The organism is Ekhidna sp. (assembly GCF_965221965.1).
Taxonomy (GTDB): domain Bacteria; phylum Bacteroidota; class Bacteroidia; order Cytophagales; family Cyclobacteriaceae; genus Ekhidna.
Map to the genome: position 1 here is coordinate 1,416,356 of NZ_OZ244926.1, position 21,039 is coordinate 1,437,394.

Genomic DNA, 21,039 nt, shown 5'->3' on the forward strand with positions numbered 1-21,039 from the left:
AAAATAAAAAAGCCGCCTCAATTTGAGACGGCTTTTCATATTACTCTTCTTTTATTTCTTCATAGTCTTTAAAAGGGGAGGTGTCAAGTCCCTCTACAGCGGACCTGAATTCTGGCCACTTTTCGTTGTAGTAACCATTTACCATCTCCATTGCTTCAGTCAAATCTTCTTCAAACTTGTTGATCAACTTTTGCTCGGTTTCACCTGGTGCATGCAATGCACCTGAAGTGTAGTAATAAGCTGAACCGTAAGAGTTGCTTACACTATTTGGCGTACCACGTGTAATTCCCTGTCGATCATCCTCTTTTCCCAGGAATACGTCCAGCATGCTGTTCAGGGTGTCAATCGTCGTTTTGCAAAGCTCGATTTGCTCTTTGTACCCTTCCTTGTCTTTCTTCTTCAGGTCTCCCTGTATTCCCTGAGCTATATCGATGCTTTCTTTAAGCCGATCTACAGCTTTTACGCCCATTGAATACTTAGATTCAAGTTCTTTTAGGGTATTGTATTTTGCTCGAATGGCTGCATTAGAAAGTTCTATTCTTGGGTCATATCGCACCTCTATGTTGGTAGAGTCTTTCTGATCACCAAATGTGAACCGAACTTTGTATGATCCCGGTAAAACGGTAACACCACCTGATTCTCGATTGCTTCTTCGATCTCTTCGGCTCATTCGGTCAGTTCCCTTTTCATCCATATACCAGAAAGTACGGTGGATGCCGTTTTTTTCAGGTGCCTTTGATTTCAATGTACGGATTACTTCATTTCCATTCAATATTTCAACAGTAAGCGAATCATAGGAAACCTTTTCATCTTTCTTCTCTTCATCCATCGGCTCATCCTTTTTCTTCTTCCCTTTTTTATTGCCTTCTGCCTCTTCTTTCTTCTTCTCCTCCGGGCGATTAATTGAATAGGTCAGCATTGCACCATAAGGTCTATTCTCGCCATTATACAGCGCATCTCCACCAAAACGTGAGCCTTTTGGCTGCTGATTAGAAGCTACATAAGCAACCGGCGGGTCATAGACATTCAGCTTTTTATCCAATGTGGATTTTCCATTTTTAGCAATCTCTCTGAGTGGACGAATGTCATCCATTACCCAGATCGAACGTCCGAATGTTCCAATAACTAAATCGTGTTCTTCCGGGTGGATAACCAGATCGTACGCATTGGTTGTTGGGAACCCTTCTGTCCACTTCGTCCAGTTTGCACCCGCATCAATTGATACGTATAATCCATCGTCAGTTCCCAGGAATAATAGTCTTGATTCTTCCGGATCTTCTATAATGGATAGGGTATAGCTTACTACATCATTGCTGTCTACAATTCGTTCCCACGTCTGACCGTAATCTCTCGTGCGATACGCATAAGGTGTGTAGTTGAATCTCCTGTAATCATTAGCTACAAGTAGTGCTTCCCCTTCGTTTTTGTTGGATGCTTTTATCTGTGTGATCCATGTTCCTTTAGGCAATCCAGGCAAGCGATCTCCAACATTCGTCCAGGTATCTCCACCGTTTCTTGATAGCTGTACATTTCCATCGTCCGTTCCAACCCAAAGGAGGTCTGAGTTAAGTGGTGAAGGCTCAATGACGATAACCGTACAGTAATTTTCAGCTCCGGTAGCGTCCATGGTAAGTCCACCACTTTCACCTTGCTTTTGTTTCTCCGGATCGTTAGTTGTCAGGTCAGGGGAGATGATCTCCCAGTTCTGACCACCATCTATGCTTTTATGAACAAATTGACTTCCGAAGTAAACGGTAGCCGGATTTTGCGGGTCACGTGCCATTCCGGCATTCCAGTTGAATCTTAATTCAACATCGCCCTCAGGATAAGTCGGTCTGACATTTTCATTGTAGCCGGTCTTTCTATCGTAAATTGAAGCATAACCCTGCTGAGAGGTTGATATTCCATATCGACTGTCTCGTGGATCTGGAAGTACGTCAAAACCATCACCAAAGGAAATTTCCTGCCAGTAGTGGTTTCTTATTCCCTGTGCCTTCCAGACATATGCCGGACCAGCCCATGATCCATTGTCCTGCATACCGCCATATACATTGTATGGTGTTTCATTGTCTACGTTGATATGATAGAATTGTCCTACCGGAAGGTTTTCAACAAATCGCCAGGTTTCGCCTCGATCTCTCGTGATATTCAAACCACCATCGTTTCCATCCATCATGAAGTTTGGATCTTTCGGGTGGATATACCAGGCATGGTGATCCGGGTGAACTCCGTTATCCACACCATATGCTCCCATCAATTGTGAGAATGATTTACCTCCGTCTACTGAAACATTTACATAAGTGAAAATGCTGTAAACCCGGTTTTCATTGACAGGGTCTACATAGATTTCAAAGTAGTAAAATGGACGATTGCCTATGTCACTACCGTCATTGATTTTTCTCCACTTAAAGCCACCATCATCCGAACGATAAAGGGCATTTTTCTTCGATTCTACCAACGCGTAAACCACGTTCGGTCGGGAAGGGGCAATGGCTAAACCTATTCGTCCCAATTCACCGGATGGAAGACCATCTTCCTCGGTTCGCTGCTTCCAGGTTTCTCCTCCGTCATGAGTTACATATAGACCGGATCCGGGACCACCTGATTTAAAAAACCATGGATCCCTTTTGTGTTCCCACATCGCTGCAATCAGCTTGTTTGGATTGGTAGGATCCATGACAAGTTCAGCAACTCCGGATCGAATGTTTGTGAAAAGGATTTTTTTCCATGTTTTACCACCGTCTGTTGTTTTGTAAACTCCACGCTCTTCGTGCTCGCCCCAGGGTGATCCTATTGCCCCAACATACACGGTATTGGGATCGTCCGGATGAATGATGATTCGGTGGATATGACGGGTTTTTTCCAGTCCCATCTTCTGCCAGTTTTTACCACCATCTAATGTGCGATAGATGCCATCACCACCGTTTAATGAGTTTCTTGGGTTTCCTTCACCGGTTCCTACCCATACCACAGATGGATTTGATTGCTGGATTGCAACCGCTCCAATAGAGGCAGTGGTTTGATCATTAAAGATCGGCTCCCAGTCAATGCCTCCGCTGGTGGATTTCCACACACCACCTGATGCAGACCCAACATACATGACGTCTGGTTCATCCGTGACCACATCAATGGCCGTAACCCGACCGGACATACCTGCTGGCCCGATGTTACGAGGAGCCATGTTTTTGAAAGCTTCCATATCCAGTTTTTGGGCAACTGCTGCAGAACTGAAAGCAAGAAGCAATGTGAGTAATTTGTACTTCATATCTTAAAGGTTTCTAGTTGAAAGAGTTTGAGAGTAATTTAAAAAGGATAGCGGACAAGCAAAGACCTAAAATGATGAATGGCAGATTAGCAAGATAAAGCTTCGAAACAAGGATGGATGATGATCGTTTATTTTATATCGTGCGAATCCTGATCACCATATTGTTTGTTTTTCCAGCGCTTTTTCTAAAAGCTCAAGATCAGCAGGACGCATACATTCTAAAAAGCATTTACTTCGGAGGAGGTAGTTATTATGTGGACGAGTATCAGTTTGATGAGCTAAAACATCTTGTGGATTCGGTAAAGGATATTCGTGATTATACCATCACCATTCATAGCCATACTGATAACATAGGTGGAGCGGCTTACAATGAATGGCTCTCAGAGATGAGAGGCAATGCGGTGATACAAGAATTGCTTAATCTGGATTTTCAGTCTAATCAGATCGAAAAGCGTGATTTCGGTCAATTCAATCCTGTGTATGATAACGACACCTGGGAAGGCCGCCGCAAGAACAGGAGGGTAGATATTATTTTCTGGCCGGTTGTTATGTAATTAATGATGCCATGAAAATAAAATTCTTACAATAGCCAAACCTACAATTATCATTATCCAGAGGTGCTTCCCAAATAAATCAAAACGATTGGGTTGCTCAAGCGGAACCGGGTTTATCATGTAGCCTTTTTTAGGAATCGTTATAATTGAATCATGACCTATTGTTTTTCTTATCATTGAAATTGAATGTGTGAGTAGTTCAGGACCACTGGCATAATTGCCCCAGATTACTTCAATTATGGAATCCCTACTCACCACTCGTCCTCGATTGGAAATAAGTATTTCTAATATTTGGGTCAATCGTGGCTCGATAGTAGTTACTTCCCTTGTAGTCATGTTTACTATTCGATTTTCATCTGATAATAATTTTAGATTCCTGGTTATGTATGTGGGTTTCATTCTCAACAATTTCTCAATGTTCTAAATACACATTTTCATGTCTTAGCATGCTAGGTTTGATTGATAAACACTAAGAAATGTTGCAAAATGAAATTACTTCACACACCAACTTCAAGGGTGGCGCTATCTATTCTGATGGTTTACCTAATAACATCACTACATCATGTCTATGGTGCCTGGCTATATGAAACTCCGTGGCGCAATCATATTGCGTATCAGGGTTTCACATGGCTGATATTATCCTATATCATACTAATCATATATTGGAAATGGGGCAAAGTTTGGCTGAAATGGACCTTCGTAATCGTTGCAGGATTTTTCTTTGTGCTTGCTATTGGAGTTTATGAAGGACTTTACAATCATCTCCTCAAAAACCTGCTCTACTTTGCTGGTGTTGGTGAAACTATTCTTCAGTCCATGTACCCACCTCCGAAGTACGAGCTGCCCAATGATTTGCTTTTTGAAGTTACAGGAGTTCTAACTTTTATTGTTTGTCTTTGGTGCTTTAAGACTATGATATCTTTCCTCAAACGATGAATTACTTTTTCGGTGGATTAATCATAATATGGGCTCGGTGAGTGCCCGGATCCATGATCCAGGGTGCACCCGGAGCTGGTGGGCTTAATGACATACCGGTGCTCTCTTCTGTAGCATAAGGAATATATATCACATATCGGGTGTACAGATTATCGATTTCACCAGTTTCCTCATTGGGATCTCCTGTTGTCACGTACAATGTGGCTTTATCCGGCATTACCAATGTTCCTGCTTTTACCTCTTCTTCTCTTTTATCAAATACTTCTTTGAAGCTTAATCCCTGAGCTTTCAACTCTCTTCCACGGGCCATGTATGGTTCCAGACTTTTGTGATAGGCTGCCACACTGAATCCTTCTTTGTCAGGATCATCAGCCAGGCAGACAAAATCATTTGTACCTTCTCGTAAGGTAACAACCTGACCATCACCATTGAAACCCAATATGGTTGCTTCAGCACGCTGGTTTTCGGGAGCGGCTAAGACGGCTGTTTTTATTTGATAGTCTTTGTTAGGGATTTCCTGCCCGGTGCAGCTGATGAAAAAAAGAAATAGCGTAAAGAGGGATATGATGTTTTTCATGGTTCAAAGGGTTGAATCTCATTAAAGTTAAAAGTTTCCTGCATGAATTCAATTATTTTGCGGGTATGAGTTCACAAACCGAAATGGAACGATCCCTGAGGCACATCAAGATCATCTTGATGATTTTTTTAGGCATAGCCACGCTGTATTTGATGCGTGAGTTGTCAAATCTACTGGTGCCTTTATTCTTCGCTTTATTTTTTGCTATCCTGTTTCAGCCACTTGTGCACCTTCTGGAGCGCTTTTTCCCAATCTCCGTCAGCATAGGACTCACCACCTTATTTACCATGACTATATTCTTTTTCATAGGGTTTGGGATTTACAATGTGATACAGGCGCTCATCGAAAATAGCGATGCAATACTCAACAGTATTTCCAATGATGTGAGACCCTTTATCAATGATTACACCATGTATTTCGGGGTTACTTTCAAGGAGGGAGAACTAAGAGATTTGGTGGTGGAGATGGTTCAAACCGGTCAGTTTTGGTCTGCTTCCGGCTCGTTTATCAACAGCATCAGTGGGATGGCGGCCGAGCTTTTAATGACCATCCTTTATTTCGCCGGTCTACTAGGAGCGATCACCCAATATGATCAAACCGTTTCTTATATCGTGGGAGCCGATAATAGAAATAAGGAAAAATCACTGGAGGTTTTCAATCGGATCAAGGATTCTGTTGGTTCTTACATTAGGGTAAAAACGTTCGTCAGTATTTTAACCGGAATAGCCATTGGCCTGATCTGTTGGTTCTTTGGAATCGACTATGCATTGCTTTGGGGCTTCCTGGCTTTCGTCCTGAATTACATTCCTTATATCGGATCACTCATCGCGATCATTCCACCGCTTGTTCTGGGAATTATCGATTCCAGCTCCGTCTCCCAGGTGCTTGTCATCTTCGTTTGCCTGGAAGGCGTGCAATTAATTATGGGAAATGTGGTTGAACCGAAGCTGATGGGGGATAGCTTCTCCATGAACACGGTATCCGTTCTTTTCGGATTTGTATTCTGGGCGTTTCTATGGGGCACGGCAGGGATGCTGCTGGCTGTACCTCTTACTTTCCTATTTAAGGTCATTCTGGAGAATATGTCCGATGCTGGAGTGGTGGTTCGGCTGATGGATAAGAAGCAGTTGGTGAAGAAATAGCTGGGGTTCAGTGTAATGTTTTGCATTTATGAATGCACGGAAGAAACTTCCGCGCTAGAGGAGAAGCTGAACGGGAAAGTTTAATGCCTTCGCTTATTTTAAGCCGTCTATTTGAACAAAATGATATTCCTCCGATCCTTCATAACCATTTATAAAGCTCTTTGAATTAAGTTTTAGCTTTCCATTTTTCATAATAGTACCTGAATACTCTACTGAGCCAACTTTACTGGTTGTGGTAAAGGTTATCGTGCTGTCTTTGATAGTATAATCACCAGTTCCAGCGTAATTATTTTCGAGGGTGAACCACTCTTTAAGTTCACTTGCTTCTCCCATACAATCTGTACCAGTACTAATTACTTTACCATTCTTGTAGAACCTTAGATATCCCTGTTCACCTTCTTCGTCATCGGTCTCCCAGTCGCAGTTAGTCTCATAAACCCCATCAAATCTTACTTCTTGGGATGATGAATTGTGTGTCAGAAAAAATGATATAGTCAGTATTAGTAGTAATCTTGCAATCATAGCGAAAAGTTACAGCTAACATTCAGATTGTGTGTGAACACTTAGCTAATTGACACTAATCTAGATGATCTGAGCCGCAAGCACAATTGTTTCAGAATTACTGTGTTGTGAAAGTGGTAATCAAAACCACAAAATTTATAGAAGGAAACAGTCGCTTGCAGGAGGCGCAGATTGGCGGTAGGGCTACTCTGAAGCTGAAGAGGCACTTTGGTATGTTTAAATTTAGTGATTGTTATAGGACTGTACTTCCGTTATATGTTTGAATAATTCACTATTCATCGTATTTTGCAAGTTCCTAACTCATATGTAGTCCAATGGATGAGTTTATAGAACAGTTAAGAGAGAAATCGGTATTTTTTAAGTTAAACTCCAAGCCAAAATTTGGCGGAGCTGTTAGCGTGGATGATGTCGTCAAGGTTCTAAAAAGCTTAACTGATTCATACCTTTCGTTTATTGAAGCAGAATATGATAAAATTAATGTTGAGCAAGATAGAAAGAAGTTAAAACGAATCAAGGATGGTCTTTTTAGTGAGAACTCTCTTGTGATCGTTGATCTCAAATTTGAAAGTTATGGAATGTCCATTTCGCCAAACTTTGTTACACAAAGCCAGAATATTCCATTAATCAAAAAGCCAGGAGAATGGAAGAAAAGCGCATTTGAGAGTTATAAGTCTATAGTATTAGAGTCTGACTACAATGATGAGGAATACTTAGCTGAGGTTTCAAGAAAATATACCCCCGTTCAGAGACAGAGGATTTTTAAGCCTATCATAGATGGAATAGTTAACAACGAAAGAGCCACAACTTCATTTGGGAAAGATGCTAATTCAGAACTTAGAACTTTGAGTAAGCCAAAACAGCAGAATTACGAGTTGTTGGTACCTAAACCAATTCAAGTTGAACCCTCTCCAGAGGATATTAAAACATCATTGGCGATGGTAGAAATTAAAGGGAACAAGGCAAGACCAAAAGTTCTGGAGTTATTTGAAGAAGTTAAGAACCCGATATACTCTTTCAGTAAAATCACATTCGAAGAGAATTCTTATGAGTTGAAGTTTCCTATCTATTGTGAAATGATTCACGATGAAGAAGGATATTCTTTTGAGAATAGTGAATTAGGTATCTACGTTTCAGGAGAGACTATTGAAGAAATCCAACAATTATTTTTCGAGGAGTTTGATTACATATATCATCGTTACAATGAATTGCCAGATGAGCAATTGACCGAAGATGTTCTTTCAATAAAATCATTTCTAAATTTTATAGTTGTCTAATATGTCACCTCTGGATAGTAAAAAGACATATAAGGCGATGGTCAAGAAGGGGTTCCAAGAGGCAACCAATAAAAGCGTTGACCACAAAAGAATAGAGTTCTGGTATGATGGGAAGTTGACTCGTTGTAGGACAAAGTTTAGTCATAACAATGAAGAAATTGGCGACTGGTTAATTTCTCAAATGTCTAAACAGATTTCATTATCCAAAAAGCAGTTCGTTGAGTTTGCAAAGTGTACTCTATCTCAGGAAGGTTATGTCAAGATATTGAAAGAGAAGAAAATTATCTAGCACCACAAATGCCTATAACGTCTAGCTATGGGGCGTATGTCCCATAGCATTGATTAGCACGAAAGTAGTGAACCTGACCCATACGCACCAATTGCTCAATGAAATACTGCGTTACCTAAGATATAACGCCAGAAGCAATGGACTTTGGAAGGGGTGGTGAATAATGCAGAAGGGGCAGAGAACGGGGAGCTCAGAAAAAATTGGCTTAAAACTACGTTGACATATGCCTAATAGCGCTTGTTAGATGTTTTTCATTGAGTTAATAGGTAAGACAATCCTAATGATAAGTATCTATTTCTGGAATAATGTAGGTCATCGGCAAAGCCATTTGGTTCAACTTTGCCAAATCCATTGTAAAAATTAGTCAATAGACCAAACTTGTTAGACAGTCTCACCTCTAAACCTATTAGTACTCCAAGGTCAAATTTGTTAGATATTTCCACATCATTGTATCCCTCTGGTGTTTCTGAGTGACTTTCTCTTAAAGAATTAATTAGATAACCAATCTGTGGCCCGGCAGAAAAGAACCAATTATCACTTAATGCAAAGACATATTGAGTTGATAGGTACAAGTAATCGAGGTTAAGAACTAAATCTTCGGTTTGCCATTCATTATCAACTGGAGAGATCGTTGGGTCTGGACCAAATTGTGATCCATTGAATAATCCGTCATCCATTAGGTTATGTTTTGCTCTAATACGAGCATAGTGTAATCCAAATATTAATGAAAGTTTTTCAACCCTTGGCGCATACGATAATCCAATCGAATAAGAAGGTTTAGGTTTATAATCTCTATCAAATGCAAATTCTTCTCTGGATTCAAAATAATATTTATCACTAATTAGCCCAGAAGCATTAATTCTTAGTTCTTGAGCTAATGAAGTTAAAGTGGCTAAAAAGCAAAAGGTTAGTAATATCTTTCTCATTGTAGTCTATTACTTCTAACATCATAATAACAGGAATATTCCTGTTATCTACCTTTCAAATAACGTAAAGTGCACGATTATATCCAAATAGGAGTGATAACAGGAATCTCCTATTCGTTTTTGCGATTTGTTTTTTAGGTGTGGAAGGGGATGGTTGGATGAAAGATCCGTTAAGGTGAGGTACTTTAAGCTTTTACACCACCTTAATCAAGTAGTAGTTCTTCTTACCTCGTTGTGCAAGAAGGTACTTATCCTGTAGGAGCTCAAAATCCATTGATTGGTCGGGCGCAGTTACCTTTGCTTTATTCAAACTCACACCACCGCCCTGGATCATCTTCCTTGCCTCACCTTTGGATTTGAAGATGATGTTTTTTGTGGTTTCGCTCAGGAAAGTCGTTACATCGTTTCCTTCCAGCTCGCTCTTTTTCACTTCAGTTTGAGGCACGCCTTCAAAGACTTGAAGTAATGTTTTTTCATCCAGGCTTGCCAGGTCTTCAGTGGTTGATTTACCAAAGAGTATAGAGCTGGCTTTTATTGCCGTATCTAAATCTTCTTTTGAATGCACACGTTCGGTTAACTCCTCGGCTAGTGATCGCTGCAGTAATCGCTGATGTGGTGCTTCTTTATGTTCGGCAATTAAGCCTTCTATTTCTTTACGGCTCTTTAGGCTGAAAATTTTGATGTATTTCTCGACATCTTCATCAGACGAGTTGATCCAGTACTGGTAGAATTTGTATGGTGATGTTTTCTCAGCATCCAGCCAGATATTGCCTCCTTCGGATTTCCCGAACTTGGAACCATCTGCTTTGGTGATTAGTGGGGTTGTCATGGCAAAAGCCTCACCTTGATCTTTCCTTCTGATGAGCTCGGTACCCGTAACAATGTTGCCCCACTGATCTGACCCCCCAAGCTGAAGTTTTGCTCCTTTATGCTTCCATAGGTAATAGAAGTCGTAACCCTGTACAAGTTGGTATGAGAACTCAGTGAATGAAAGTCCGGTTTCCAATCTGGACTTCACAGAGTCTTTGGCCATCATGTAATTAACGGTGATGTGCTTTCCAACATCACGGATAAACTCTAAGAAACTGAAGTCTTTGAACCAATCGTAGTTGTTTACGACTTCAGCCGCGTTTTCTCCATCAAATGACAGGAAGTTCTCCAGCTGCTTTTTTACACAAGACAGGTTGTGATTCAGCGTCTTTTCATCCAACAAATTTCGTTCTGCAGATTTACCGGAAGGATCACCCACCATGCCGGTAGCACCACCTACCAGGGCGATGGGTTTATGCCCGCATTGTTGAAAATGAACCAGCGTCATGATTTGCACCATATTGCCAATATGAAGGGAGTCTGCAGTTGGGTCGAAACCAATGTAGGCGGCAGTCATGCCCTTATTCAGTTCTTCCTGCGTTCCGGGCATGATATCGTGTACCATGCCTCTCCATTTTAGCTCTTCTACAAAATCCTTCATCATGTTCATTTGAATAAGGTCGCAAAAATAGGAGGGTTGTCCGTTCGGGTCAACAAAAAGAACTTTTATATCATAATGGGCTCAATAATTTTCAAGTTGATTCCAATCAATAGGAATTGATCTCTATGACCTCATATATTTGTCGGCATCAAATGGAATTTTTTATAATTATTTAAGCATGCGTATAGCAGTACTTTCACGCAATGGCCACCTATATTCAACAAAGCGGCTGATCGAAGCAGGAGAGAAAAGGGGGCACGATATGATCCTTATTGATCACACTCGGTGTAATATTGAAATAGAGAAGAAGAAACCAAAGATTTACTTCAAAGGGGAAAAGGTTAAAGATGTTCACGCCATTATTCCACGGATTGGTGCTTCAGTTACCTTCTTTGGTACAGCCGTAGTGCGTCAGTTTGAGATGATGGGCGTTTTCTCCACGACTGAATCTGTCGCATTGGTGCGTTCAAGGGATAAATTAAGAAGTCTTCAGATTCTCTCCAGGGCCGGGTTGGGACTGCCTAAAACGGTTTTCACTAACTATTCAAAAGATGTAGAGACACCCATTAATGCAGTGGGAGGCGCGCCTTGTGTGATCAAATTGCTCGAAGGAACTCAAGGGCTTGGCGTAGTATTAGCGGAGACTAAAAAGGCAGCAGAGTCCGTACTTGAAGCGTTCAATGGATTGAAAGCACGCGTGATTGTTCAGGAATTTATTAAGGAGGCCGGTGGTGCTGATGTTCGAGTGTTTGTGATAGGTGACCGGGTGGTTGGAGCCATGAAGCGTCAGGGAAAAGAGGGGGAATTTAGATCAAACCTTCACAGGGGCGGCTCAGCAGAAATCATTGAATTATCCGATGCAGAGGAGCGCGCAGCACTCAAAGCAGCCAAAGCCATGGGTTTAGGAGTTGCCGGTGTTGATATGCTTCAGGCGAGTAGGGGTCCATTGATTTTGGAAGTGAATTCCTCACCCGGATTGGAAGGAATAGAAGCAGCTACCGAGAAGGATATTGCCGGAGAAATTATAAAGTATATCGAACGCAATGCTGATTACGATGATTAGATAATTATCTGATAATGAGCTAATTGTATCGGTTTACTCACTAACGAAATATTATTCTGTCTTGCTTCTTTCTAATTCATAAAAAATTAATAATCAATTAGTTAAGTACTTTTACTTGTATTAATAATTAAAGATTTTTAATTTTCTGCCTAAATCAGTAAATTCATCACTCATGCGGGCAATCTGGAAAGGACATATTCGATTTTCAATGGTGACCATCCCAATCAGGATTTATAACGCCATTGATACTGCTCAGAAAGTGCAGTTCAATCTGCTTTCCAAGGAAACCAACAACCCGGTGAAATATGAGAAGCGTGATAAGGTAACGGGTGATGTGCTTCGCCAGGAAGATATCGTGAAAGGGTATCAGTATGAACCCGGTCAGTTTGTAATCATAGAGCCGGATGATTTTGAAAAGGTCAAATTGAAGAGCACGAAAGTCATCGAAATCGAAGGGTTTGTAGATGCCAGTGAAGTGCATGAGACACTTTATGATTCACCTTATTTTGCCGGACCAGATGGAGATGTGGCGAGTAAGACATATGCGCTATTAAGTCAGGCCTTGAGGGAGTCAGGGAAAGTTGGCGTGGGAAAAGTGGTCTTGAGAGACCGAGAGAGTGCCGTTCTTTTAACTCCTCATGATCGTGGCATCATGATTCACAAATTACGATTTCCGGATGAGGTGAGAAGTATTAAGGACGTTCCCAATGTCCGGATTGAAGAAGAAGCGGATGAAGAACAGCTAAAGCTGGCCAACATGCTGATCAAATCCATGACCAAGAAGTTTAAGAAGATTGAATTAGAGGATAAATACAATGATGCACTTCGTGAAATGATCGACAACAAGATCAAAGGAAATGAGGTGGTGTCTTATGTAGAGGAAGAGCCGGAAGTAGTTGATATCATGACAGCCCTCAAAGCAAGCATCGAGCAGGCTAAAGAAACGAAGAAGCCAATGAAAAAGGCGGCAAAGAAATCCAAGGAAGAAGAAAAAGAAGTCAAGCGAAAAGCGAGCTAAGAAATGACAAAAGTTGTTCAATTTCCAGTAAACCCGCCTCAGAAGCTAGGGCCTAAAAAGGCTCGCAGAAGAAGACGGCCTAATCTGGAGGATTATGGACAGCTGAATATTTTTGATCAATTGCCGGACACACCCATTGTCTCCCTGCCAAAAGCAGGATCATTTTTTGAAGAAGCTTTGACGCTTGATGAAGCGGGAAAGGATGAGGCGGAGAAGTATTACCTGCTGGCTATTGAGAATGATCAATCAGTTGAAGATGCGTATTGCAATCTTGGTATTTTAAAATCAGGTCAGGGGGATTTAAGTAAAGCCATTGATTACCTGACCCTTTGCTTAAAAAAGAATCCAAGGCATTTTGAAGCGCATTACAATCTAGGCAATGTGTATTCAGATCTTGGAAATCTGGAGCTGGCAAAGGTTCACTATGAGCTATCAAGCCAGATTGAGCCGGAGTATCCAAACAGTTATTATAACCTTGGATTGGTCCTCATCTCATTGAAAGAGTACACGAGGGCCATCCAAAGCATCAATAAATTCGTAGAATTAGCTCCAAGCTCGGAGCATAGTGTAGCAAATGAACTCATCAAAACCTTAAACGCCATAGCCAAATGACCCAGGATAAGCACCCAGTACTTAATGAGCATTTCGAGCGACTTAAAGAGCTCATGCCAGATGTATATGCCAAACATTTTCGGGAGGAACGAGAAACGAAAAACCAGAGGTTGTTTCGTATGTTAAAACACTCATTGGGTGTGATTGAGGCGGTTTATTTGCAGAATTCTGACAATTTTTCCTTGTCTAAAGCTGAAGAATACAGCAAGATTATTGAAGAGTTGAAAGATCTTGGATACAGCTATTCGGGCCAGCCTGAATTGATGAACCTGGCTGCTAAGTTCATGATCATGAAGGCCAAGAAGCCTATGGAAAAGGCGAAAGGACCTGTCAGAAAGAGAAGTCAGGATCGCAGAGCGATGTGATACATTTCATCCAGCTCCACTCTTTCTTTCGTAAATAGCTGATAAAACTGAAAAAGTGTTTATCAGCATCATTATACCAACCCTGAATGAAGAAGAGTGCATTCAGGATTTATTGCAGTTTCTAGCAGAACATCCGGGCAGAAATCGATTTGAAATTATTGTCGTTGATGGTGGTAGCACAGATCAAACCCTGAAATTGGTTCAATCATTTGGTCTTGATCCTGTTCAAACCAAGATCGCTTCGCGAGCTCACCAGATGAACGAGGGAGCAAAAAGAGCAACAGGCGAGGTTTTCTATTTTGTACATGCTGACACACAACTTGTTACTTCATTTGTTGAGGATATTCATGAGGCAATCAGTTCCGGGGTTCACAGCGGTTGCTATCGTTTCAGGTTTTTAAACCCTAAAAACCCCCTGTTACATATCAACGGCTATTTCACCCGATTTCCATTCAAATGGTGTAGAGGTGGAGACCAAACGCTATTTATTACCAGAGAAGCATTTGAAGAAATCGGTGGATTTAATGAGCGATTTGTGATCATGGAAGACTATGATATCATTGATCGGATAGAGAAAAACAACATCAGTTTCGGCGTTTTGCCTAAAAGTGTAAAAGTATCAGCCAGAAAGTACGATAGAAATTCCTACATGAAAGTGCAATTGACCAACCTAAAGGCCATGAAGATGTATCGGCGAGGGGAGAGTCCGCAACTCATCTGGGAATTCTATTACCAGGCCCTTAAAGGGAAGTATAGCTGAGAATAGCTTATTTTTAGGTAACACTATCACCTTATGAGCGACATACCGGAAGATCAAATAGAAGGTAGGAGTTCAAAAGTAAGTTCGTTCGTATTCCTTTTCGATATAACCCTAAATTAACCTGAGTTCGATATAAACTACCCTGAAAATATCCCCTTGAGGGGATTATAGGGGTGTTTCATAGATTTAACCTAAGAGGTCAAGTGTAAAAAACACCCTCCTGACCTCCCTGAAGGGATGAATTCTCGGAAAATCGCTTTTGAGTACCTCAAATTTGCATTTATCAATTTTCTTACATCGAACTCACGTTAAATTAATCAAGATGTGATTTTATCCAATCTGCTGATTTCTGGATTAAATGGTTCATCACTTCTTCATTCTTTTTTCCGCTTTTCTTGGGCACCTTGAATGAATGATCTCCATCCCCAATAACCTCCAATTCTACGTTAGATAACCCTTCAACAACTTCATTTATCAAGTCAATATTGGCTAATTTATCCTTGGATCCCTGAAGAAAAAGCTGAGGCACTTTGATCTCGGGTAGGTGGGAGGCTCTATCCTTTGAATCACGGCCGGGTGCGTGTAATGGAAACCCATAGTAAATAATCCCTTTAACTGCATCACTTGATGATTCGGCCATCAAATGAGAAGCCATACGACCCCCATAAGATTTACCGGAAATGAAAATGGAAAGTCCTTGGTACATTGAAGCAATATGATCCACGACAAGTCTCCATGTTTCTATGTTCGCTTTTGGGGAGCCTGGCGACTTTCTCCCTTGCTCCATATATGGAAAATTAAATCGAATAACGTGTATGTCTTTATCGGCAATTCCTCTCGCAAGATCGCTCATGAATGGATGATGCATACCGGCCCCTGCGCCATGCGCAAGAACTAATATAGCCTGAGGACGAGAAGCTTCATCCACTTCTGCAGTGATTTTTCCAAGTTTGTCATTTAAGAATAACTCCATAGGGTAAATTTACAAGGAGCAAAAACAAGAATCGAATTTTTATGGAATTGACTGTTTTGGGCTGTGGTGATGCATTTGGAAATGGGGGTAGAAATAACACCTCCTTTTTGGTTTCTAATGGTAGTGAACGAGTGTTGTTGGACTGTGGGACTTCAACATTAATTCGACTGAAACATGAAGGGATTGATCTTGAATCCATATCGACAATCATCATTACACATTTTCACGGAGATCATTATGGAGGGATTCCATTCTTTTTGATTAGCAGTATGTTTGAAAATCCTAGAAAAAATCCGCTAACCATTATTGGTCCGGAGGGAGTGGCTAAGCGTGTTTATGATCTTCAGGAAGCGATGTATGCTGGCACAGCGGCCAAAACCCTGGAAATGGATTTGACATATCATGAGTACACAGAAGGTGTGCCATTAGAGCTAGACGGAAAAGTCATCAAAGCATGGAAAGCGGAACATAGTCTTCCGTCATTTCCTCATATGATTCGTCTGGAGTGGGAGGGAAAAGTGGTTGCTTTTTCGGGTGATACTTCATGGACAGAACATTTGATTCCTCTTTCTGATGTCTCTGACCTTTTTATCTGTGAGTGTAATTTTCTTGATCAGGTTAGTTTTGGGCATTTGGGCTACTCCGAGCTTTTGGAGAAAAGAGAGCTCTTCAATGCTAAACAAATATGGTTGACACATATGGCTAATGAAGTCATCGAATCTCCTGATATTTCATTGAATCGTCTTACGGATGGCCTGAAAATCACTTTTTGATTTTGAATAAGTCTATACTTTGGTTCCTTCCGGCAGTTTTGGTTGCATTAGGCATATTCCTATTATCTACTTTTCTGGCATTTCCTATCCAGGTTGAAGGAGTAGGTCATTTGGATAAAATAGAGCACAGCTTGGCCTATTTTGTTCTTATCGTCAGTTTTTTGCTGGCATACAAAAAGGCTGGCATGTTAACTCGGAAGAAATCTTATTGGTTGTTGCTTATAGCATGCTTCTACGGTATGCTTTTGGAGTTGGTACAATATCTGTTTTTTTCCTATCGATTCTTTGAATGGTTGGATGCCGGAGCTAATGTTGCTGGGGTTTTTATTGGGTTTATGATTTTCAAACTGTTCGATCGTGGCTAAAAAGAGGCTTTACTTCATCATCCACAAGCCCTTCAAGGTACTGAGTCAGTTCTCAAATGAAGGAGACAATATTGGACTTGGAGAGGTTTTTCTAGACCTTCCAAAGGATGTTTATCCGGTAGGGAGGCTGGATCTGGATAGTGAGGGGCTTCTGATCCTAACGAATGATAAATCCTTAAATAACAAGCTGTTAAATCCTAAGCATAACCATAGCAGATCCTATTGGGTAGAAGTAGAAGGTTTACCGGGCGAAACGGCAATCAGCAGTCTACAAAAAGGAGTGGAAATCAATGTGAATGGGAAGAAGCATAAAACAAAACCTGCTGCAGTAAAAATCATCAAGCCTGAGATACCTGAACGAAACCCACCTGTAAATTACCAAAAGCACCCGGAGAGAACCTGGCTTGAAATACAACTAACTGAAGGCAAGAACCGACAGGTTAGAAGGATGACGGCTAAAGTTGGTCATCCTACACTTCGACTTATAAGGGTGGGAATTGAAAATTTGAGATTAGAACCACTAGAATCTGGTGAAATCACACAGATTAGTGAAAAGGTGATTTATAAGAAATTAAACCTTCTTTAATCTCCAATCAAGTGAGTATCGTCCACCTCCCAATAGAAAAATGGTCACGAAACCAAAGAAATAAAGCAATGGAAATTCTTGCCTACCCCAAGGGTCATCAGCATGAACAATCAGGGCTGCAACCAGCATGGTGGCAGCAGGAAAAATGGATGCAAGTCGTGTCTTAAAACCAACAATCAATAGGATAGGTGAGACAAACTCTCCAATAACAGCTAATATAAAAGTCGGGGCTTCACCAATTCCAATGGGATCCGCAAAAGATAAATCACCTGATAGCAATCGACTGAATTTGCCCCATCCATGTGTGAGCATCATGCCACTGAAGCTGAGTCTGATGATGAGGGATGCAAGATTTGAATAAATCATTCTCTTTCCGCTGTTTTTTTTATTTTTCGAGCTCTCCTATACACTTTCGGTGAACTAATAACAATTAAAATAGTGTCCCATAAACGAACCCAATAATTGGGTTTGCTTTCATCTCTTTCTTTTGATTCAAAGAACTTGATAATCTTTTTCAGTGTATTATCGAGCAAAGCCAGATATAATAAGATGGTCATAAACCAGATGAAGAAAATATTAAAATAGAAGGTTGGTATTTCATATCCTGCCAAAATCTTCACTGGAGAATAGAAGTGTGCCCTTCCTATATTGGAGTAAGGAAGCATGTATATCGGATCCTTTTTTTGAATCAACTGATCATCTCCTCGATATACCATATCAAGGTGTGCCCTGTTCGTTAGCAAGTCAGCCAAGAACTCATTGTGGTATTTTTTTTCGAGTTCTACAAAACCCTCACGTCCTAAATCTTCAACAAGTTGTTCGTATAGTTTATCTCTTCTGTTCTGAGATTGAATATACTGTGTTGCGAAATGATCTTTGGCATAGAGAAAGTAGTCATTGAGTCTCTTTGCTATCGAGGTACTGAAGTATTGTGAGTTAATTTGATCTGAATATGGAAAAGCCCTTAACCCATAGACTTCATTTAATCTGGACACTTCATTTTTCAGAATCCTGAATGATCGTTCTTTATCACTCCAATCCGCACTGTCACGGAGGATCTCATTGTTAATGCTAATCATTTCGGGTACCATGAATGAGCGGTAAACCGAGTTTTTACTTATTTCCTTGTTCACCTCGAAAAAGTGCTTTTCATAATCGTTGTACCTGAATTGTGCCACAGCGAGCGCTTCATAGGCCCATCTTGAAGCCATCATATCTCCGACTATTGGAACGTTTTTTTGATTGTTTAGTGAATGATGTAATTCGTCAAACTTGATCATTGCGCCTCCAAGGAGTAATTGAGGAACCAGAATGAAAGGAATGAGAATATAAATGTTAATGACCGAATTCAGTGCAGATGAAATATTCAAACCGATCATATTAGCAAAGCATGATATGGTAAAAAGTACTGCCCAATAGTATAGGGTCATTCCATGAATCTCCAATATAAAGTTCCCAATAAGTACAAATGAGAGGGTTTGTATTGCAGACAGAACAAAGAGGTAAGTGACTTTAGAATTGATGTAGCTAAATCGAGATAAATTCAGGAAAGACTCCCGCTCCAGTATTTGCCTGTCTTTATAAATCTCCTGGGCACTGACTGTTAGTCCCATAAAAAGCGACACCACAATCGACATGAAGAGATAAACAGGTAGATTGATGTTTTCTGAAAACTCATAGGTGCTTTCCGGTGAGTATTTAGAAAAATAGCCAAGGATAAACGCCAGGAGAGGAGCTTCCAAAAGATTGATCAGCACATATTGTCGATTCGATATTTTAGATAGCAGATTTCTCTTACTGAAAATTTTAAATTGATCCCATCCTTCAGGAATGCGGAAATTGGTAGGAGGTAACACAGAGTCATATTTCAGTCGAACTAACTTGGGCAAAATATTCTCTTTGTACTTGGAATACCAGACGGAAGGGTTTACACGACGTTTTTTTGTACTCCTTCCGCGTTCATCAATCTCTCTGGCCTCAATGATCTGAAGTATCTGTTCCGGAATAACATTCCCGCATCTGGGACACTCACTTTCTGCGGCATTTACCTGAGTATTCATTGTTTTGAAGTAAACCACCGCATCAATTGGATTTCCATTGTAAATGGGATATCCGCCTTTATCTAAAATCCATAACCGATCGAATAACTTAAAAATTTCAGATGATGGTTGATGAATGATGGCTACTACCAGTTTGCCCTTTCTGGTCAAATCTTTAAGTAAATCCATCATTTTCTCTGAATCCATTGAAGACAAGCCTGATGTAGGTTCATCGACAAACAAGACAGAAGGCTCTCTCATTAACTCCAGAGCAATATTGAGCCGTTTTCTTTGTCCCCCTGAGATTGTCTTGTTTAAAGGATTTCCCACCTTCAAATCTTTGATGTCTTCCAGGTCCAGATCATCCAGAACTTTGTGAACTGTTTTGTCTATTAGCTCATCTGAAAAGTCGCTAAAACAAGTCTTTGCATTGAAGAAAAGGTTTTGATAGACAGTAAGTTCTTCAAACAATAAATCATCCTGAGGTACATATCCGATTACTCCCTCGGTGGTTGCTTGCTCCAATGAAAATCCATTGATATGAAGCCTGCCTCCATCCACCGGTATTTTTCCGTTCAGGATATTCATCAAAGTGCTCTTACCCGTACCACTGCCACCCATAATACCTACGAGACGCCCTGAGTCTTCGGAAAATGAGAATGGTTTTAAGCCATTACTGCTGTTTTTGAATTTGAATTCAATTTTTTCACCAGCTAAAACAACGCGTGTGGCAGTTTCATCTTGAATAAACTTCCTGGTAACCTCCGACTCATAAATAGATGAAATATTCGGGCCCTTAATGATGGAGCCGGGCTTAAGAATGTATGATTTGGCAGGAATGATTTTAATTCCTTCAAGAAATAAATTCAATGGGCCATCGTACCTGAAAACAAACGTATCAACACTTTTGAGATAAAGTACCGTGATTTTCCCGAATAGGTTTTGTACGAAAAGATGTCTGACCTGATTTTCCTTTTTCTTCTTTCGAATAATCCAGGCCATTTCCTCAGGCCACTCGGTTTGCTTGTTATCTATGATCAGGATTTTATCCTTATTAATCTCCTTTTCATTGGGCTTTAAAATGAAGTTTTTGAGATTAAGAACATCTTCCTGATCAAGGTTGAAATTCAATGCAACCAGTGCTGCAAACTCCTCTTCTTTGGCGGTTACCTTCTCATCAGCCCGGATAAGCTCCATGAGCTGCATGAATACAATCAAGCGTTCTGATCTGAGTAATTCTTTATTAAGTTGATTACAAATTTTGGCTATTTGCAGGATGCTAGTGCTGTCAATCGCAATTCCATCTGATTCTTTGGGAGCTGGCTGATCTTTGTAGAAGTTCAGGTAATCATAGAATAGCTTGATATACTCAGCAGTGAGTGTGTCATTGTTGAGATTTTTTTGGAGGTAGGGTTTGATGACCAACTCACCTGAATCCACTACATCAGTATCTTCCTTCGCGCTTTCAATAATTGCAAAAAGATGTACCAATGCATTAAGTATGGATTCGGTCATAGTTTATTTTGGTA

At 40.6% G+C, this 21,039-nt stretch carries 21 protein-coding genes; 12 read left to right on the forward strand and 9 right to left on the reverse strand.

Features of this window, described 5'->3' with window-relative positions:
* Nucleotides 1–40: 40 nt before the first annotated feature.
* Nucleotides 41–3,265, reverse strand: a complete 3,225-nt coding sequence (locus tag ACOQON_RS06890) for a WD40/YVTN/BNR-like repeat-containing protein (protein WP_420578190.1) — start codon at nucleotides 3,263–3,265, stop codon at nucleotides 41–43.
* Between the two features lie 113 nt (nucleotides 3,266–3,378).
* Here ACOQON_RS06890 and ACOQON_RS06895 point away from each other — a divergent pair, with 113 nt between their 5' ends.
* Nucleotides 3,379–3,819: an OmpA family protein gene (locus tag ACOQON_RS06895; protein ID WP_420578191.1), complete on the forward strand. Its 441-nt coding sequence runs from the start codon at nucleotides 3,379–3,381 to the stop codon at nucleotides 3,817–3,819.
* On the opposite strand, the gene ACOQON_RS06900 is transcribed toward ACOQON_RS06895, so the two are convergent.
* Nucleotides 3,820–4,218 carry a winged helix-turn-helix domain-containing protein gene (locus tag ACOQON_RS06900; protein WP_420578192.1) on the reverse strand — a complete coding sequence of 133 codons (399 nt, stop codon included), beginning with the start codon at nucleotides 4,216–4,218 and terminating at the stop codon, nucleotides 3,820–3,822.
* A gap of 87 nt (nucleotides 4,219–4,305) precedes the next feature.
* Between ACOQON_RS06900 and ACOQON_RS06905 the strand changes: the two genes are divergently transcribed.
* Nucleotides 4,306–4,755, forward strand: coding sequence for a hypothetical protein (locus ACOQON_RS06905; RefSeq protein ID WP_420578193.1), 450 nt, complete (start codon nucleotides 4,306–4,308; stop codon nucleotides 4,753–4,755).
* A gap of 1 nt (nucleotide 4,756) precedes the next feature.
* Here ACOQON_RS06905 and ACOQON_RS06910 read toward each other — a convergent pair whose 3' ends face one another.
* Entirely contained in the window at nucleotides 4,757–5,332 is a 576-nt protein-coding gene (locus ACOQON_RS06910) for a hypothetical protein (protein ID WP_420578194.1), read from the reverse strand.
* 65 nt (nucleotides 5,333–5,397) lie between these two features.
* Between ACOQON_RS06910 and ACOQON_RS06915 the strand changes: the two genes are divergently transcribed.
* Nucleotides 5,398–6,474, forward strand: coding sequence for an AI-2E family transporter (locus ACOQON_RS06915; RefSeq protein WP_420578195.1), 1,077 nt, complete (start codon nucleotides 5,398–5,400; stop codon nucleotides 6,472–6,474).
* A 93-nt stretch (nucleotides 6,475–6,567) separates the two neighbouring features.
* Here the strand turns inward: ACOQON_RS06915 and ACOQON_RS06920 are convergent, their stop codons facing one another.
* Nucleotides 6,568–6,996: a hypothetical protein gene (locus ACOQON_RS06920; RefSeq protein ID WP_420578196.1), complete on the reverse strand. Its 429-nt coding sequence runs from the start codon at nucleotides 6,994–6,996 to the stop codon at nucleotides 6,568–6,570.
* 314 nt (nucleotides 6,997–7,310) lie between these two features.
* Here ACOQON_RS06920 and ACOQON_RS06925 point away from each other — a divergent pair, with 314 nt between their 5' ends.
* Nucleotides 7,311–8,270 carry a hypothetical protein gene (locus ACOQON_RS06925; RefSeq protein WP_420578197.1) on the forward strand — a complete coding sequence of 320 codons (960 nt, stop codon included), beginning with the start codon at nucleotides 7,311–7,313 and terminating at the stop codon, nucleotides 8,268–8,270.
* 540 nt (nucleotides 8,271–8,810) lie between these two features.
* On the opposite strand, the gene ACOQON_RS06930 is transcribed toward ACOQON_RS06925, so the two are convergent.
* Together ACOQON_RS06930 and tyrS are read right to left on the reverse strand one after the other, a co-directional pair.
* Nucleotides 8,811–9,485 (reverse strand): outer membrane beta-barrel protein, encoded by a 675-nt coding sequence (locus ACOQON_RS06930; protein ID WP_420578198.1) that lies wholly within the window; start codon nucleotides 9,483–9,485, stop codon nucleotides 8,811–8,813.
* A gap of 193 nt (nucleotides 9,486–9,678) precedes the next feature.
* Nucleotides 9,679–10,956, reverse strand: a complete 1,278-nt coding sequence (gene tyrS / locus ACOQON_RS06935; protein WP_420578683.1) for a tyrosine--tRNA ligase — start codon at nucleotides 10,954–10,956, stop codon at nucleotides 9,679–9,681.
* A 178-nt stretch (nucleotides 10,957–11,134) separates the two neighbouring features.
* On the opposite strand from tyrS, the gene rimK reads away from it, so the two are divergent.
* The 5 genes from rimK (at nucleotide 11,135) to ACOQON_RS06960 (ending at nucleotide 14,774) form a co-directional block, all read left to right on the forward strand.
* A complete protein-coding gene (gene rimK / locus ACOQON_RS06940) occupies nucleotides 11,135–12,019 on the forward strand; it encodes a 30S ribosomal protein S6--L-glutamate ligase (protein WP_420578199.1) in 885 nt (294 codons plus the stop codon).
* Between the two features lie 172 nt (nucleotides 12,020–12,191).
* Nucleotides 12,192–13,037, forward strand: coding sequence for a Ku protein (locus tag ACOQON_RS06945; RefSeq protein ID WP_420578200.1), 846 nt, complete (start codon nucleotides 12,192–12,194; stop codon nucleotides 13,035–13,037).
* A 3-nt stretch (nucleotides 13,038–13,040) separates the two neighbouring features.
* Nucleotides 13,041–13,649 (forward strand): tetratricopeptide repeat protein, encoded by a 609-nt coding sequence (locus ACOQON_RS06950; protein ID WP_420578201.1) that lies wholly within the window; start codon nucleotides 13,041–13,043, stop codon nucleotides 13,647–13,649.
* Nucleotides 13,646–14,014 (forward strand): hypothetical protein, encoded by a 369-nt coding sequence (locus ACOQON_RS06955; protein ID WP_420578202.1) that lies wholly within the window; start codon nucleotides 13,646–13,648, stop codon nucleotides 14,012–14,014. Before ACOQON_RS06950 ends, ACOQON_RS06955 begins: the two co-directional genes overlap by 4 nt.
* 55 nt (nucleotides 14,015–14,069) lie before the next feature.
* Complete coding sequence (locus ACOQON_RS06960; protein ID WP_420578203.1) at nucleotides 14,070–14,774, forward strand: TIGR04283 family arsenosugar biosynthesis glycosyltransferase; 705 nt, start codon at nucleotides 14,070–14,072, stop codon at nucleotides 14,772–14,774.
* Nucleotides 14,775–15,087: 313 nt separating this feature from the next.
* On the opposite strand, the gene ACOQON_RS06965 is transcribed toward ACOQON_RS06960, so the two are convergent.
* Nucleotides 15,088–15,747 carry an alpha/beta family hydrolase gene (locus tag ACOQON_RS06965; protein WP_420578204.1) on the reverse strand — a complete coding sequence of 220 codons (660 nt, stop codon included), beginning with the start codon at nucleotides 15,745–15,747 and terminating at the stop codon, nucleotides 15,088–15,090.
* A gap of 41 nt (nucleotides 15,748–15,788) precedes the next feature.
* Here ACOQON_RS06965 and ACOQON_RS06970 point away from each other — a divergent pair, with 41 nt between their 5' ends.
* From ACOQON_RS06970 to ACOQON_RS06980, 3 genes are read left to right on the forward strand one after another with little or no spacing between them, the layout of a single operon-like run.
* Nucleotides 15,789–16,520, forward strand: coding sequence for an MBL fold metallo-hydrolase (locus tag ACOQON_RS06970; RefSeq protein WP_420578205.1), 732 nt, complete (start codon nucleotides 15,789–15,791; stop codon nucleotides 16,518–16,520).
* A gap of 2 nt (nucleotides 16,521–16,522) precedes the next feature.
* A complete protein-coding gene (locus ACOQON_RS06975; RefSeq protein WP_420578206.1) occupies nucleotides 16,523–16,885 on the forward strand; it encodes a VanZ family protein in 363 nt (120 codons plus the stop codon).
* Nucleotides 16,878–17,471: a pseudouridine synthase gene (locus ACOQON_RS06980; RefSeq protein WP_420578207.1), complete on the forward strand. Its 594-nt coding sequence runs from the start codon at nucleotides 16,878–16,880 to the stop codon at nucleotides 17,469–17,471. Before ACOQON_RS06975 ends, ACOQON_RS06980 begins: the two co-directional genes overlap by 8 nt.
* Here ACOQON_RS06980 and ACOQON_RS06985 read toward each other — a convergent pair.
* Nucleotides 17,457–17,837 carry a DoxX family protein gene (locus ACOQON_RS06985; RefSeq protein ID WP_420578208.1) on the reverse strand — a complete coding sequence of 127 codons (381 nt, stop codon included), beginning with the start codon at nucleotides 17,835–17,837 and terminating at the stop codon, nucleotides 17,457–17,459. The two genes, ACOQON_RS06980 and ACOQON_RS06985, sit on opposite strands and share 15 nt — an antisense overlap.
* Entirely contained in the window at nucleotides 17,834–21,025 is a 3,192-nt protein-coding gene (locus tag ACOQON_RS06990; protein ID WP_420578209.1) for an ATP-binding cassette domain-containing protein, read from the reverse strand. The genes ACOQON_RS06985 and ACOQON_RS06990 overlap by 4 nt, the downstream gene beginning before the upstream one ends.
* Between the last annotated feature and the right edge of the window lie 14 nt (nucleotides 21,026–21,039).

Excerpts from the sequence above, each read along its gene's own strand:
- ACOQON_RS06890 (WP_420578190.1), bottom strand. The coding sequence starts at position 3,265 with ATGAAGTACAAATTACTCACATTGCTTCTTGCTTTCAGTTCTGCAGCA.
- ACOQON_RS06895 (WP_420578191.1), top strand. The coding sequence starts at position 3,379 with ATGGATGATGATCGTTTATTTTATATCGTGCGAATCCTGATCACCATA.
- ACOQON_RS06900 (WP_420578192.1), bottom strand. The coding sequence starts at position 4,218 with ATGAAACCCACATACATAACCAGGAATCTAAAATTATTATCAGATGAA.
- ACOQON_RS06905 (WP_420578193.1), top strand. The coding sequence starts at position 4,306 with ATGAAATTACTTCACACACCAACTTCAAGGGTGGCGCTATCTATTCTG.
- ACOQON_RS06910 (WP_420578194.1), bottom strand. The coding sequence starts at position 5,332 with ATGAAAAACATCATATCCCTCTTTACGCTATTTCTTTTTTTCATCAGC.
- ACOQON_RS06915 (WP_420578195.1), top strand. The coding sequence starts at position 5,398 with ATGAGTTCACAAACCGAAATGGAACGATCCCTGAGGCACATCAAGATC.
- ACOQON_RS06920 (WP_420578196.1), bottom strand. The coding sequence starts at position 6,996 with ATGATTGCAAGATTACTACTAATACTGACTATATCATTTTTTCTGACA.
- ACOQON_RS06925 (WP_420578197.1), top strand. The coding sequence starts at position 7,311 with ATGGATGAGTTTATAGAACAGTTAAGAGAGAAATCGGTATTTTTTAAG.
- ACOQON_RS06930 (WP_420578198.1), bottom strand. The coding sequence starts at position 9,485 with ATGAGAAAGATATTACTAACCTTTTGCTTTTTAGCCACTTTAACTTCA.
- tyrS (WP_420578683.1), bottom strand. The coding sequence starts at position 10,956 with ATGAAGGATTTTGTAGAAGAGCTAAAATGGAGAGGCATGGTACACGAT.
- rimK (WP_420578199.1), top strand. The coding sequence starts at position 11,135 with ATGCGTATAGCAGTACTTTCACGCAATGGCCACCTATATTCAACAAAG.
- ACOQON_RS06945 (WP_420578200.1), top strand. The coding sequence starts at position 12,192 with ATGCGGGCAATCTGGAAAGGACATATTCGATTTTCAATGGTGACCATC.
- ACOQON_RS06950 (WP_420578201.1), top strand. The coding sequence starts at position 13,041 with ATGACAAAAGTTGTTCAATTTCCAGTAAACCCGCCTCAGAAGCTAGGG.
- ACOQON_RS06955 (WP_420578202.1), top strand. The coding sequence starts at position 13,646 with ATGACCCAGGATAAGCACCCAGTACTTAATGAGCATTTCGAGCGACTT.
- ACOQON_RS06965 (WP_420578204.1), bottom strand. The coding sequence starts at position 15,747 with ATGGAGTTATTCTTAAATGACAAACTTGGAAAAATCACTGCAGAAGTG.
- ACOQON_RS06970 (WP_420578205.1), top strand. The coding sequence starts at position 15,789 with ATGGAATTGACTGTTTTGGGCTGTGGTGATGCATTTGGAAATGGGGGT.
- ACOQON_RS06985 (WP_420578208.1), bottom strand. The coding sequence starts at position 17,837 with ATGATTTATTCAAATCTTGCATCCCTCATCATCAGACTCAGCTTCAGT.
- ACOQON_RS06990 (WP_420578209.1), bottom strand. The coding sequence starts at position 21,025 with ATGACCGAATCCATACTTAATGCATTGGTACATCTTTTTGCAATTATT.